We start from the raw sequence: 14,418 nt of genomic DNA, 5'->3' as shown, positions 1-14,418 counted from the left end.
CCTGGCGGCCGCCAGGCGCTTGAGGCGCTGGCCCTGCAGCTTCGCCTCGGCCATGGCCTGGGCGGCGGCGTTGTCTTCCCGCTGCGGGCGCTTGCCGAAGCGGCGGCGCTCCTGCAACTGCTTGATGAGGTCATCGCGACTGCTCACCTCGTAGCCGGGCACCATGATGCGGCGGATCTTCTGGCCGATGAGTGCCTCGATCTCCAGCAGGGTGCGCTCCTCCTCGCGGCTGACGAAGGAGATGGCCATGCCGCTCTTGCCGGCGCGGCCGGTACGGCCGATGCGGTGCACGTAGTCTTCCGCCAGGAACGGCAGATCGTAGTTGACCACGTACTCCAGGCTCGGGATGTCCAGGCCGCGGGCGGCTACCTCGGTGGCCACCAGCACCCGCAGCTTGCCTTCGGTGAATTCGCGCAGGGCGCGGCGACGGCTGCCCTGGGCCTTGTCACCGTGCACCACGGCGGACTTGATGCCGTCGAGGTTCAGCTCCTCCACCAGCTCGTCGCAGCTCTCGCGGGTGCTGGCAAACACCAGCACCTGCTGCCAGTTCTGCTTGCCGATGAGCTCGGAGAGCAGCTCGCGCTTGCGCTTCTGCTCCACCGGATAGACGGTGTGGCTGACGGTGTCGGCGGTGGAGTTCTGCTTGTTGACGCTCACCACCTGGGGCTTGTCCAGCATCAGGTTCGCGAGCTTTTTCACCGACTCGGAGAAGGTGGCGGAGAAGAGCAGGTTCTGGCGGGCCTTGTTGACCGCCTGCAGGATCTGCTGCACGTCGGCGCTGAAGCCCATGTCGAGGATGCGATCCGCTTCGTCCAGCACCAGGGTCTCGACCCCGGAGAGGCTGAGGTTGCAGGCGGTGAGGTGCTCCAGCAGCCGGCCCGGGGTGGCCACTATGATGTGAGCCCCCGCTTTCAGCTTCTTGGCCTGCACGTCCTGCTTGCCACCGCCATAGATGGTCAGGGTGGTGATGTCGAGATACCTGGCGAAGTCGTTGATGTTGCTCGCCACCTGGGCCGCCAGCTCGCGGGTCGGGGTCAGGATCAGCACCCGGGCATTGGAGGGCTGTACCGGCGCCGGGTTGTCCACCAGCCGCTGCAGTATGGGCAGCGCGAAGGCGGCGGTCTTGCCGGTACCGGTCTGGGCGCTGGCCAGCACGTCGCGGCCACGGCGGATGGCCGGAATGGCCTGGCTCTGCACAGGGGTCATCTCCTGATAACCGCAATCTGAGATGGCGCGCAAAATCTCGGGGGCAAAATCGAACGATTCAAATCTCATCTTGGGTTCCTGTGTTCCAGCTGGGCTGTAGTTGGCGTGAGTGGCCTGAACCGGCTTGTGGCCAGGTGTCGGCGCGGCTTTTGGCCAAGGACGGCTGGGTCTGACATCACGTCAGAGAGTGAGCCGGAAAATGGCGGGCGCGAAGTGTAACAGATAGGCGGCGGGAATGCCGCCTCAAATGGCTTGAATTTTTGCCTGGAGGCGCCCTGCCCCACCCGGGAAGGCGCCGCCGGAGCGGCCGGCTCAGCGCACCCGCTTGGCCGGCCGCTTGAGCAGCCGCATGCCGATGGCGGCCACGGCGATGACGAAGAGGGCGAAGGAGGTGATCAGCAGGCACTTGGTCAACAACTCGTGGTAATTGGCCAGGACCGGGGTCGCCATCATGACTTTGCCGACCATGCTGAGCACCAGGGACCAGAGGAAGGCGCTGGCGAAACTGGCCATGGCCACCCGCACCAGGTTGAGGCGGGAGACCCCCATCAGCATGGGGGTCAGCACCCTGACGAAGGGGATGAAGCGGGAGACGAACATGGCCCAGAAACCGTAGCGATCGAGCAGTTTCGAGGCCCGGGGCAGGCTCCCCTCCGGGATCATCCGCTCCACATGGTCCATGAAACGGGTGCCGTGCAGCGCCTGGCCCTGCCAGTAGGCGATCACGCTGCCAAGCCCGGCCGCGAGCGGCAGATAGAGCAGCGTCACCTCGGGCCCCAGCACGCCCATGCCCACCAGGCCCCCGGCCAGCAGCACCAGGCTGTCGCCCGGCAACGGCAGAAACACGAAACTCGACTCGAGAAAGAGGATCACCACCAGACAGGTGACGAGCAGGCCGACTGCCTGCATGTGTATAAGCTGATCAAAATCCTGATGCCATATGGCAAGCAGCATGTCCTGCATCTGGTATGACTCCCATCAACGTAATGCGCATCCGTCATGACGACCCTAAGGCCCCGTCTGGTAATCCGTCCCTGATACCACCCCAATGTTCGTATGGGATGCCCCTTATACACCCGGGGAACTGAACAATAAATTAATGTTTGCCATTTATGCCGCCGGGCTGACGCCGGAAACCCTTGGCAGGCGGGCCAGAAAGACGCCCCCGGGGGAGCGGACGCCGATCGAAGATTATGGCCAGATGGCACCATGCAGAGCTGCCAACGGAGGCGAAAAACGTTACAGTATAAGGACTCCCCAGTGGACGGGGAGACTCATGGAGCTAGGTATGGCGCGGATCCCCTCTTCTCATGCAACCCCGATTCTGATGGCCGGACTCTGGCTGCTTTGCCATGGCGCCCAGGCCAGCGACGAGAGCCTGGTGCAGCAACGCGCCAATGCGGTGGTCTCCCTGATGAGCTACACAGTGGTGCCCGACATCACCGCCAGCAACCTGGATATCGGCGGAGGGACCAACGAGAGTTCGTCACTGACCATCACCCAGCTTGGCGGTGGCGCCACCATGAGCGAGGGCTTTCCCATCTATCTGGAGGGCACCCTGGGCTACAGTCGCTACGATCCCCAGTTCGTGTTCACCGACGGCAACGAGACCCGCACCATTCCCACCAGGTGGAACAGCCTGAGCGCCACCGGCGGCATCGGCTGGGACTTCAGCCTGCACCGCGACCGCTGGGGCGGCAACCTGGTGCTGCGCCCCATCGCCAACGTCACCCTGGGCACGGTGGCGAGCGATCTGCGCATCGGCGCCGCCCTGATCGAGTACAAGACCGGCAAGAACCTCGACTTCCTGGATGGCGGCAACCTCAACGTCTACGGCCTGGGGGGCGCCCTCATGCTCGACTACGAGCTCTTCTCCAAGCCCCAGGACATCGACGTCGAGCTGCGCTACTCCTATCAGCACCTGCAGAGCTTCACCGGCACCGCCGACAGCATCACGGGCCAGGCCGAGGCGGAGAACCTCGGTCTCTACCTGCGCCGCCGCGCCCCCATGTGGGACTGGACCCTGCTGGACAGACCCCTGCGCTACGTGCTGGAGGGCGCCAGAACCGAGTACCTGGGAGAGCAGCGGGGCCTGCTCGGCTTCAACAGCCTCAACTCCCTGGGCCTTGGCCTCGAACTCGACAGCAGCAAATACGACATCTTTATCACCCGCACCCGGCTGGTGGCCCGCTATATGTTCAGCCACAACACCAGCGGCTACTCCATCGGGCTGGCGATGAGTTTTTAAGGGCGTGAGGCTCTCATTACCGGTCCCGGCACCACACCGGCGGTTGTACCATCGGGCTGGCGATGTGTTTCTAATGGCGCAGGATCCCGCGAAGGAGAGAGCATGATGAACCTGACCCGGGAGCAGATTGACGACCTGCTCGCCACCTTGCAGGCCCGCTTTGAGCGGCACCCGCAGCGTCACGCGGGGATCCCCTGGTCACAGGTGCGCGCCAGGCTGGACGCCAACCCGCAGTCGTTGCCCTCGCTCCACGAGATGGAGCACAGCGGCGGTGAACCCGATGTCATCGGCCAGGACCCGCAGACCGGGCAGCTCATCTTCTGTGACTGCAGCGCCGAGAGCCCAACCGGGCGTCGAAGCCTCTGCTATGACAGGGCCGCGCTGGAATCCAGGAAGGAGAACAGGCCGGCGGGCTCTGCGACCGAGATGGCCCAGCAGATGGGCATCACGCTGCTGACGGAGGCCGAGTATAGATCGCTGCAGACGCTCGGCTGCTTCGATGCCAAGACATCGAGCTGGATAGAGACCCCAGCGGCGATCAGGGGGCTCGGCGGCGCCCTGTTCTGCGATCGCCGCTACGACAGCGTCTTCCTGTACCACAACGGCGCCCAGTCCTACTATGCCGCCAGGGGCTTTCGCGGCAGCCTGCGAGTCTAGGTAAAGGCCGCGAGCGGCCCCGAATACCCCGAGAGTCGCAGCCTGCTCCCAATCGAGGATTGACCCTGAAGCAAGATCCCATGGAGGCTCGGTGACATGGACTTCCCCCCGTTTTCGCTCTTTTGCTATCGCAGCTCGGCTATCTGCTCCCGCTGCTGCTGATCGCCACTCTGATCAAAACCCCCTGGTTCAAGGGCGTGATTGGGGAGGGGTTGCTCAATATCTCCATCAGGCTATTTCTCGACAAGCGGGAGTACCGGCTACTCAAGAACGTCACGCTACCGACCGAGGATGGTACCACCCAGATTGATCACATCATCGTCTCCCGCTTCGGGGTCTTCGTGATCGAGACCAAGAACATGAGGGGGTGGATATTCGGCAATCCGGCCCATAAAAGCTGGACCCAGCAGATCTATCGCCGCAGGCACAGTTTTCAAAACCCTTGCGCCAGAACCACCTGCATATGATGACCCTCAAATCCCTGCTGGGGCTGGCGGACCACCAGCTTCACTCTGTCATCTACTTTATCGGCGACTGCACCTTCAAGACGCCCATGCCACAGAACGTGATGAACTGCGGGCTGATCCGCCATATCAAGGGCAAAACCACCCAGGTATTGACCCTGGCCGACGTCCATGGAGCGATCGAGATCATCCAGCAAGAGCGACTTGCCCCCAACTGGCAGACCCACAGACAGCATGTGGCCCGGCTAAAGGCGCGTCATGGTGCCGCCCCCATCAGATCGTTGCCGACTGACGCTCCGCCCCCTCAGCGTCCGATATCGTCCACCGCCACTCATCCGGTGAGCCACCGACAGCACCCAAGCTGCCTCAGGTGCGGCAATACCATGGTGCTGCGCACCGCCAGCCGAGGAGAAAACAGGGGCAACCAGTTTTGGGGATGCAGCGGATATCCGAGATGCAGGGAAATAGTGCAGCTCGCGCATGTCCATGAGGGAGTGGCAAAGGATGAGGTCAATCCCCGATAGTCCGAGATGAAACCAGGGCGGCCACCTGGCCCCCCTGGTTGTCTCTGGCTGTCAGCGAATCGCTGCCATCTTCCTGACGCAGGCCTGCTCCCTGTCATCCACCCGCTTGGCAAACCAGGCGGTGGTGAGGTTTCGGGTGATCTTGGGGCTTTTCAGCTGGATGCCGGGCAGCACGGCGCGAGGCTGCCGCTTGCCCGCCTGCTGATCGGCCAGGGCGAAGACCCTGTGATAGAGGTCGGTCTGGGCAAAGTCGGCGCTATCTCCCTTGAGCAGGCTCTGGTGGATGGCCTGCTTGCTCATGTTGACCCGGCTGGCGATGCTGTGGACCGCGAGCTCGGTCTTGCCCGGCAGGTCCGAGTCGTAGCGAACCAGATCCCCGTCCAGGGCCAGGGGCTTGCCGCTGACCCGGCTGACCGCCGCCTGGAAGGCCGCATTGCGGCTCGCGTACCAGCCCGCATTGAAGTCGGCGAAGCGATAGAGGGTATCCGGGTAGTCGGCCGGATAGCCGAAGATGTGCTTGGTGCCAAACCAGATGCCCCCGCGGCGGGTGAAGACTTCGTGGCGGATGGACTCCTTCACGGGATAGGGGTAGCCACGGGCGTTGGCCTCGGCGAAGGCGATGCTGACCTGCATGGGGCCGCCGGTGCGCACCGGGTTGAGGTTGCCAAAGAGCTGCCTCCCCATGGGCACCGAACCTATCATGTCCTCGAAGATCTCGCTCATCTCCCGCTCGGTACGAAGGGCATCGATGCGCGCGGCATAGGACTTGCCGGTGGGGGACTTGATGGAGAGCGCCGTGCGCACCATGAACTCGGGGATGAGCAGCTTGGCCGCCCGAGCGTTGATCTCCTTCCAGGCAATCTTGCCAAGGCCGGGCACCACGGGATCGGCCTGGTAGGTGGCCTCCTGCTCCGCCACCGCCAGCACGCTGCAGACGTTGTGATCGCTCACCGTCAGCCCCTGGCTCGAGAGCGCCGTCACCACGTCGTTGGCCCAGCCCGGCTTGTCGGGTACCTGGCGCGGCAGGAAGCGCACTATGCGGCTCTTCATGTCCGCCGGCTTGCGCGGCTGCATGGCCTTGGGCTGCTTGGCGATGGCTGCGGCCTCCTCCACGGGCGGAGGCGGCTCGCTGGCACACCCCGCCAGCAGTGCGGCCATCAGCAGCGGCAGAGTGCGCAGTGGCCGGGCAGGAGCGGCCTCACGGGGCGCAGAGGCAACTGAAGAGACGACAGGGGAAGAAGAGATCATGAAGGCTTCCGGTAGACAGAGGGGCCCTTCCATCTCAGATAAGGGGCCCCGAACGCAAACAGAGGGCCATTGTAGAGGATCGACGCGCCTGGCTAAAGCCTCGGGCCCGCTCCTGGGGCCGTTCAGGGGGAAAACGCCCATCGCCGTGACGACGGGTGGCGCAGCCCAGCTCACTCACCCACTTCACAGTGCACCGACCATCTCCCTATCCGCGATCAATGGCTTTTATTGAGAGTCATTTCTATTTAGAATGCCGCCGAATGACACGCCCCGGCACGGAGCCCATGGACAAGCTGACCCCCCTCTTCGATACCCTGCAGCGCTTGCTGATCACCCCGCTCTGGCAATGTCTGTCCGGGCTGTTCGATCTCAACGGACGCCTGGGCGTCGTCTTCCTGCTGATCTCGGGCACCGTCGCCTACCTGCTCTGCCTGCACCGTCGCCGCCGGGGGGACCCCGAGGCCCGCAGCTTTCGCCGCTTCCTGGGGGGCCGGGCCGTCTGGTTGCACCCCTCGGCCCTGCTCGATTACCAGTACTACCTGGTGCGCGCCCTGCTGCATGTGGCGGTGATCCTGCCAATAATGGCGTGGCTCCATCCCTGGCTGCTGCAGGCCGAGGATGTGCAATCCGCGCTGACCCGGCTCTGGGGGGAACGCCCGAGGCTCGCCGAGGCAAGCTGGCTGATGATGCTCTATGGCCTGGGGGTCTTCCTCATCAGCGACTTCGTCCACTACTGGCTGCACCGCGCCTTCCACAGCCGCTGGCTGTGGGAGTTTCACAAGGTGCACCACAGCGCGACCGTGATGGTGCCGCCAACCGCCAGCCGCATCCACCTAGTGGAGAAGCTGTGCGAGATGCTGGTCAAGGGGAGCTGCCTCGCCCTCTACGGCGGCCTCTTCCATTGGCTCTGTGGTGGCACTGTGCGCCCCTACACCCTGTTCGGCATCAGCTACCTGGTGCTCATCTTCAACTCCCTGGCCGCCAACCTGCGCCACACCCATGTCTGGCTCTCCTTCGGCCCCTGGCTCGAGCACCTTCTCAACAGCCCGGCCCAGCACCAGATCCACCACAGCCGGGATCCCCGCCACTTCAACCACAACTTCGGCACCAACCTCTCGATCTGGGACTGGTGGTTCGGCACCCTCTACGTGACCAGCAGCCAGCCCGAGCCACTCTCCTTCGGGGTGGGCCCGAAGGACAACGAGCGCTACAGCCGTCTGAGCGTGCTCATCCTGCGCCCCTTCTGGGTGACGGCGCGCAAGATCTGGCGCACCCTGCCCCGCCCCCGCAAGCCGCTGGCACAGTGAGCCCCATAAACAACAACGCCACCCCTAGGGTGGCGTTGTTGTTTACCGTGTTGACAGATGAGCCGGGGCTCAGGCGCTCTGGCGCAGGGCCTGCTGCTGGGCCGCACCGTTGATCACCGCCTGCAGGGAGGCACTGACCACGTCGCGACCGATGGCTACCCCGCACAGGCGGGCGCCATCCACGCTCAGCAGCACGTAGGCGGCGGCGCGGGACTCGGTGCCGGCGGTGAGCGCATGCTCGGAGTAATCCAGCACATCGATGTGCATCCCGGTCTGGCGCTGCCAGCCGTTGACCAGCGCCGTGATGGCCCCCTCCCCCTCACCGCACAGTTGCAGCGACCCGTCCGGGGTCTGCAGCTCGAGGCGCAGGCTCTCCTGACCGTCGCGGCCGAGCTGGAAGCGACCGATGCGATAGCCGTGGGCGGGCTCGAGATAGTGGCGCTCGAACAGGGCGCGGATCTGCTCCGGGCTGATTTCGCTGCTGCAGGCCTCCGCCTCGGCCTGAACCCGGCGGCTGAAGTCGATCTGCAGCCAGCGCGGCAGTTGCAGGCCGAGGTCGCGCTCCAGCAGGTAGGTGACGCCCCCCTTGCCGGACTGGCTGTTGATGCGGATCACCGCCTCGTAGCTGCGCCCGAGATCGGCGGGGTCGATGGGCAGGTAGGCCACGTCCCAGTAGTGATCCGGCTTTTCCGCCGCCAGGGACTTGCGGATGGCGTCCTGGTGGCTGCCGGAAAACGCCGTGTAGACCAGCTCGCCGGCATAGGGGTGGCGCGGGTGCAGGGCAATCTGGGTGCAGGCCCCCACGGTGGCGACGATGGCATCCATATCCGACAGGTCCAGCTCGGGGTCGATCCCCTGGCTGTAGAGGTTCATGGCCATGGTGACGATGTCCATGTTGCCGGTGCGCTCGCCGTTGCCGAGCAGGGTACCCTCGATGCGATCCGCCCCCGCCAGCACCGCCAGCTCGGCGGCGGCCACCCCGCAGCCCCGATCGTTGTGGGTGTGGATGGAAATGCTCACCTCGGATCGCGCCTTGAGGTGTCGGCAGAACCACTCTACCTGATCCGCGAACACGTTGGGGGTGCTCACCTCCACCGTGGCGGGCAGATTCAGGATCATGGGTCGGGCAGCCGGGCGCCACTCGTCGATGACGGCGTCGCACACCTCGACGGCAAACTCCACCTCTGTGCTGCTGAAACTCTCCGGGGAATACTGGAAGCTCCACTCGGTGCCCGGATTGCGGGCCGCATACTCCCGCACCCAGCGCGCCCCCTGCACGGCGATGGCCTTGACCCCTTCGCGCCCAGAGTTGAACACATAGTTGCGCTGGGTCGGGTTGACCGAGTTGTAGACGTGGACGATGGCCCGCCTCGCCCCCTTGAGCGCCTCGAAGGTGCGGGCGATCAGATCTTCGCGCGCCTGCACCAGCACCTGGATGGTGACATCGTCCGGAATGAGGTTGCGATCGATGAGTTCGCGCACGAAGTCGAAATCGGGCTGGGAGGCCGCCGGGAAGCCCACCTCGATGTGCTTGAAGCCGATGTGCACCATCAGCGCCCACATCTGCAGCTTCTGGGCCACCGTCATCGGCTCGACCAGCGCCTGGTTGCCGTCGCGCAGGTCCACGGCGCACCAGAGCGGCGCCCGCTCCAGCACCCGGTTGGGCCACTGGCGATCCGCCAGACTGATGACGGGGGAGCGGCGGTATTTGCGATGATCGAAGCTCATATTCAGATTCCCTTGACGGATGGGCGAGGCGCCGGACGACCGGGCCGACAGGCGGGTGGGGCAAGGAGGGGAAGCGGGCTGGCGCGGTAACGCCGGCCCTGACGAGTCGCGGGGCGGTAACCCCGCGACCGGTTTTCCTGCGGCCCCCGTCGGTCACCGGGGCCGGCCACGGCAGCCGGATCGGGCTGCGGGCGCTGATCCTCTCGCACGCCACCTTCCGGTGTGTCGGCACAGACGACCTTGTTTGATGAGAATCCAGTATAAAGAGGCGAGCGGGGCGAGAGATTGCGAAGATTGCTGCCAACGCCTAATTTTTGGCAATTATCACCAACCAAACCCCGTGATTATGAGATTATTTCACCCATGCTGGGCCGCTTCGCCGCCTTCACTCTCCATCCTGAACCGGATGCGGAAAATAAAAAACCCCGCCATCGCTGGCGGGGTTTGCGTGCATCGGACGGGCAGCGTGCTGCCGGCACGCTTAGCGGTTGTTCACCTTCTCGTGCAGCTCCTGCACCGAGCTCACGTTGGCGGTGGCATCGACGCTGATGGCCATGCAGGTGGCGAAGGCCGCGTGCAGCGTGGTGGTGTAGGCCACCTTGTGCTGCAGGGCGCCGCGACGCAACTGCTTGGAGTCCTCGATGGCCTGACGGCCCTCGGCGGTGTTGACGATGTAGGTGTACTCGCCGTTCTTGATGCGATCCAGAATGTGCGGACGGCCCTCGTGCACCTTGTTCACCAGGCGCGGGTTGATGCTCGCCTCCCCCAGGGTCACGGCGGTGCCGTGGGTGGCGTCGAGGTCATAGCCCAGCTCCAGCAGCTTGGCGGCCAGGTTCACCACCCGCTCCTTGTCGCCGTGGCGAACGGAGAGCAGGGCGCGCCCTTCGCGCGGTACCTGGTGACCGGCACCCAGCTGCGCCTTGGCATAGGCCTCGGCGAAGCTGCTGCCCACCCCCATGACTTCGCCTGTACTGCGCATTTCCGGCCCCAGCAGCGGGTCGACACCCGGGAACTTGGCGAACGGCAGTACCACCTCTTTCACCGAGTAGTAGGGCGGGATGATCTCCTGGGTAAAGCCCTGCTCCTTCAGGCTCTGACCGGCCATGACGCGGGCGGCGATCTTCGCCAGCGGCGCGCCGGTGGCCTTGGAGACGAAGGGCACGGTCCGGGCGGCACGGGGGTTCACCTCGATGAGGTAGATCTCGTTGTCTTTCACCGCGAACTGCACGTTCATCAGACCGACCACGCCGAGTTCCAGCGCCAGCTTGCGTACCTGCTCGCGCATCTCGTCCTGAATGGCCTTGGACAAGGTGTAGGGCGGCAGGGAGCAGGCGGAGTCACCGGAGTGGATGCCGGCCTGTTCGATGTGCTCCATGATGCCGCCGATGACCACATCCACGCCGTCGCAGATGGCGTCCACGTCCACCTCGGTGGCGTCGTCCAGGAAGCGGTCCAGCAGCACAGGCGACTCGTTGGAGACGCTCACCGCCTCGGCGAAGTAGCGGCGCAGATCCTGCTCGTCATAGACGATCTCCATGGCGCGGCCACCCAGCACATAGGAGGGGCGCACCACCAGCGGGTAGGTGATGCGCTCGGCGGTCAGCACGGCCTGCTCCAGGGCGGTGACTGTGCCGTTTTCCGGCTGCTTGAGGCCGAGGCGCTCCACGGCAGACTGGAAGCGCTCGCGGTCTTCTGCGCGGTCGATGGCATCCGGGCTGGTACCGATGACCGGCACGCCGTTCGCTTCCAATGCCCGCGCAAGCTTCAGCGGAGTCTGGCCGCCGTACTGGACGATGACGCCCTTGGGCTGCTCGACCCGCACGATTTCCAGCACGTCTTCCAGGGTGACCGGTTCGAAGTAGAGACGGTCCGAGGTGTCGTAGTCGGTGGAGACGGTCTCCGGGTTGCAGTTGACCATGATGGTCTCGTAACCGTCTTCGCGCAGGGCCAGGGCCGCGTGCACGCAGCAGTAGTCGAATTCGATGCCCTGACCGATACGGTTCGGGCCGCCACCGATGACCATGATCTTGTCGCGGTTGGTGGGGTTAGCCTCGCACTCCTCGTCATAGCTGGAGTACATGTAGGCGGTGTTGGTGGCAAACTCGGCCGCGCAGGTATCGACCCGCTTGTAGACCGGGAAGATGTTGTGACGGGCGCGCAGCTTGCGCACTTCCCCTTCGGCCACGCCGAGGATCTTGGCCAGACGCGCGTCGGCGAAGCCCTTGCGTTTGAGGCTGCGCAGGAAGTCGGCATCCAGGCCGGCCATGCCGCGCTCCTTCACCTGCTCTTCCAGCTTGACCAGCTCTTCAATCTGCACCAGGAACCAGGGGTCAATCTTGGTCAGCTTGAACACGCCGTCCATGGAGAGACCGGCACGGAAGGCGTCGGCGATGTAGAAGATGCGCTCGGCACCAGCATCCTGCAGCTCGTGGCGGATGCGGGTCAGGGAGTCAGGGGCATTGAGGTCCACCATGGGGTCGAAGCCGGTCTTGCCGGTCTCGAGGCCGCGCAGCGCCTTGTGCAGGGACTCCTGGAAGTTGCGGCCGATGGCCATCACTTCGCCCACGGACTTCATCTGGGTGGTCAGACGGTCGTTGGCGCCGGCGAACTTCTCGAAGTTGAAGCGCGGCACCTTGGTGACCACGTAGTCGATGGCCGGCTCGAAGGAGGCCGGGGTGCGACCGCCGGTGATGTCGTTCATCAGCTCGTCCAGGGTGTAACCGATGGCGAGCTTGGCGGCGATCTTGGCGATGGGGAAGCCGGTCGCCTTGGAAGCCAGCGCAGAGGAGCGCGACACCCGCGGGTTCATCTCGATGATGACCATGCGACCGTCTTTGGGGTTGATGCCGAACTGGACGTTGGAGCCGCCGGTCTCGACACCGATCTCGCGCAGCACCGCCATGGAGGCGTTGCGCATGATCTGGTACTCCTTGTCGGTCAGCGTCTGGGCCGGCGCGACCGTGATGGAGTCACCGGTGTGGATGCCCATGGGGTCGAAGTTCTCGATGGCGCAGACGATGATGCAGTTGTCGTTGCGATCCCGCACCACCTCCATCTCGTACTCTTTCCAGCCGATGAGCGACTCGTCGATGAGCAGCTCCTTGGTCGGCGACAGATCCAGACCGCGCTCGCAGATCTCCACGAACTCTTCCGGGTTGTAAGCGATGCCGCCGCCGGATCCACCCATGGTGAAGGAGGGGCGGATGATGCAGGGGAAGCCCACTTCGGCCTGGACCTTCCAGGCCTCTTCCATGTTGTGGGCGATGCCGGCGCGCGGGCACTCCAGGCCGATGCTGCGCATGGCCTTGTCAAAGCGGGAGCGGTCTTCGGCCTTGTCGATGGCGTCGGCGGTGGCGCCGATCATCTCCACACCGAACTCCGCCAGCACGCCGTGCTGCTCCAGCGCCAGGGCGCAGTTGAGGGCAGTCTGGCCGCCCATGGTGGGCAGGATGGCGTCCGGGCGCTCTTTCTTGATGATCTCGCGCACCACTTCCCAGGTGATGGGCTCGATGTAGGTGGCGTCGGCCATCTCCGGGTCGGTCATGATGGTGGCCGGGTTGGAGTTCACCAGGATGACGCGATAGCCCTCTTCTTTCAGGGCCTTGCACGCCTGGGCGCCGGAGTAGTCGAATTCGCAGGCCTGACCGATGACGATGGGGCCGGCGCCGAGGATCAGGATGCTCTGTAGGTCGTTACGTTTTGGCATGGCTTCTCTTTTCCTCTTAAGCACGATACTGCTTGATCAATTCAATAAAGTGGTCGAACAGACCGGCACAGTCGTGCGGGCCCGGGCTCGCCTCCGGGTGACCCTGGAAGCTGAAGGCCGGACGGTCGGTGCGATGGATGCCTTGCAGGGAGCCATCGAACAGGGAGACGTGAGTCGCGCGCAGGCAATCCGGCAGGCTGTTCTCGTCCACCGCGAAGCCGTGGTTCTGGGCGGTGATCATCACGGTGTTGTCGTCCAGGCTCTTCACCGGGTGGTTGGCACCGTGGTGGCCGAACTTCATCTTGACGGTCTTGGCGCCGGAGGCCAGGCCCAGCAACTGGTGGCCCAGGCAGATTCCGAACACCGGGGTGTTGGTGGCCAGGAAAGCCTTGATGGCGTCGATGGCGTAGTCGCACGGCTCGGGGTCACCGGGGCCGTTGGAGAGGAAGATGCCATCCGGGTTCATCGCCAGCACCTCGGCGGCCGGGGTCTTGGCCGGCACCACGGTCAGGCGGCAGCCGCGGTCCACCAGCATGCGCAGTATGTTGCGCTTGACGCCGAAATCGTAGGCCACCACGTGGTACTTGAAGTCGCCCTCTGCCGGGGTGACGTGCCCCTTGCCGAGCTGCCAGCTACCTTCGGTCCAGCTGTAGGATTCGCTCACGGTCACTTCTTTCGCGAGGTCCATCCCCTTGAGGCCGGGGAAGGCGCGGGCCTGTTCGAGGGCATGGGCTTCATCGAGCTGCTTGCCGGCCAGGATGCAACCGGCCTGGGCGCCTTTCTCGCGCAGGATGCGGGTCAGCTTGCGGGTATCGATGTCGGCGATGCCAACGATGTTGTGAGACTTGAGGTAATCGGAGAGGGATTGCTGATTGCGGAAGTTGGAGGCCAGTATCGGAAGGTCCCGGATGATGAGGCCCTGAGCATGGACCTGACTGGACTCTTCATCTTCGCTGTTGGTGCCGGTGTTGCCTATATGGGGGTAAGTAAGGGTAACGATCTGACGGGAATAAGAGGGATCTGTGAGGATTTCCTGATAGCCCGTCATCGACGTATTGAAAACCACTTCACCAACGGAACATCCCTCGGCGCCTATCGACACGCCTTTGAACACAGTTCCATCTTCCAGCACTAGCAATGCAGTGTGATTCAAGACAACCTCCAGTTATTTAGCTTTAAATTCAGCAATTTACCTGGGTGTTGCGGGTCCGGACGCTGTTTGAAACAGGGTTCAAACCCGGCAGATTTCTGGCAAATTGGGCGCATTCTACTTAAAAACGATCTCATTTCAACGTCTTTTCGCGTTCGAAATGCATCTAAATTCAATAAA

At 64.1% G+C, this 14,418-nt stretch carries 9 protein-coding genes and 1 pseudogene; 4 read left to right on the top strand and 6 right to left on the bottom strand.

Translation table 11 applies throughout. The annotated features are described in order from the left end of the window. Positions 1-1,275 (bottom strand): DEAD/DEAH box helicase (locus BN1132_RS13295; RefSeq protein ID WP_042078162.1); only part of this gene is annotated, 1,275 nt, incomplete at its 3' end. Between the two features lie 243 nt (positions 1,276-1,518). Then, positions 1,519-2,169, bottom strand: a complete 651-nt coding sequence (locus BN1132_RS13290) for a DedA family protein (RefSeq protein WP_042078161.1) — start codon at positions 2,167-2,169, stop codon at positions 1,519-1,521. Positions 2,170-2,533: 364 nt separating this feature from the next. Between BN1132_RS13290 and BN1132_RS13285 the strand changes: the two genes are divergently transcribed. From BN1132_RS13285 to BN1132_RS13275, 3 genes and pseudogenes are all read left to right on the top strand, one after another. Further along, on the top strand, positions 2,534-3,454 hold the full coding sequence (locus tag BN1132_RS13285) for an autotransporter domain-containing protein (RefSeq protein ID WP_244462943.1): 921 nt from the start codon (positions 2,534-2,536) through the stop codon (positions 3,452-3,454). 102 nt (positions 3,455-3,556) lie between these two features. After that, complete coding sequence (locus BN1132_RS13280; RefSeq protein ID WP_042078159.1) at positions 3,557-4,111, top strand: DUF4256 domain-containing protein; 555 nt, start codon at positions 3,557-3,559, stop codon at positions 4,109-4,111. Positions 4,112-4,233: 122 nt separating this feature from the next. Then, a pseudogene (locus BN1132_RS13275) lies at positions 4,234-5,099 on the top strand (nuclease-related domain-containing protein). Positions 5,100-5,150: 51 nt separating this feature from the next. Here the strand turns inward: BN1132_RS13275 and BN1132_RS13270 are convergent. Further along, complete coding sequence (locus tag BN1132_RS13270) at positions 5,151-6,257, bottom strand: DUF1615 domain-containing protein (protein ID WP_042078158.1); 1,107 nt, start codon at positions 6,255-6,257, stop codon at positions 5,151-5,153. A 374-nt stretch (positions 6,258-6,631) separates the two neighbouring features. Between BN1132_RS13270 and BN1132_RS13265 the strand changes: the two genes are divergently transcribed. After that, positions 6,632-7,654 (top strand): sterol desaturase family protein, encoded by a 1,023-nt coding sequence (locus BN1132_RS13265; RefSeq protein WP_042078157.1) that lies wholly within the window; start codon positions 6,632-6,634, stop codon positions 7,652-7,654. Positions 7,655-7,723: 69 nt separating this feature from the next. On the opposite strand, the gene leuA is transcribed toward BN1132_RS13265, so the two are convergent. The 3 genes from leuA to carA all read right to left on the bottom strand — a co-directional run bounded on the left by leuA (position 7,724) and on the right by carA (position 14,241). Further along, complete coding sequence (gene leuA, locus BN1132_RS13260; protein ID WP_042078156.1) at positions 7,724-9,382, bottom strand: 2-isopropylmalate synthase; 1,659 nt, start codon at positions 9,380-9,382, stop codon at positions 7,724-7,726. A 481-nt stretch (positions 9,383-9,863) separates the two neighbouring features. Next, positions 9,864-13,088 (bottom strand): carbamoyl-phosphate synthase large subunit, encoded by a 3,225-nt coding sequence (gene carB / locus BN1132_RS13255; protein ID WP_042078155.1) that lies wholly within the window; start codon positions 13,086-13,088, stop codon positions 9,864-9,866. A gap of 16 nt (positions 13,089-13,104) precedes the next feature. Next, on the bottom strand, positions 13,105-14,241 hold the full coding sequence (carA, locus tag BN1132_RS13250) for a glutamine-hydrolyzing carbamoyl-phosphate synthase small subunit (RefSeq protein WP_042078154.1): 1,137 nt from the start codon (positions 14,239-14,241) through the stop codon (positions 13,105-13,107). Positions 14,242-14,418: the final 177 nt, after the last annotated feature.

Source organism: Aeromonas sanarellii, from assembly GCF_000820085.1.
In the GTDB taxonomy this organism is placed as follows: domain Bacteria; phylum Pseudomonadota; class Gammaproteobacteria; order Enterobacterales; family Aeromonadaceae; genus Aeromonas; species Aeromonas sanarellii.
The sequence above is the reverse complement of the archived record's forward strand: the minus strand, read 5'-3'. Positions and strand labels throughout refer to the sequence as shown.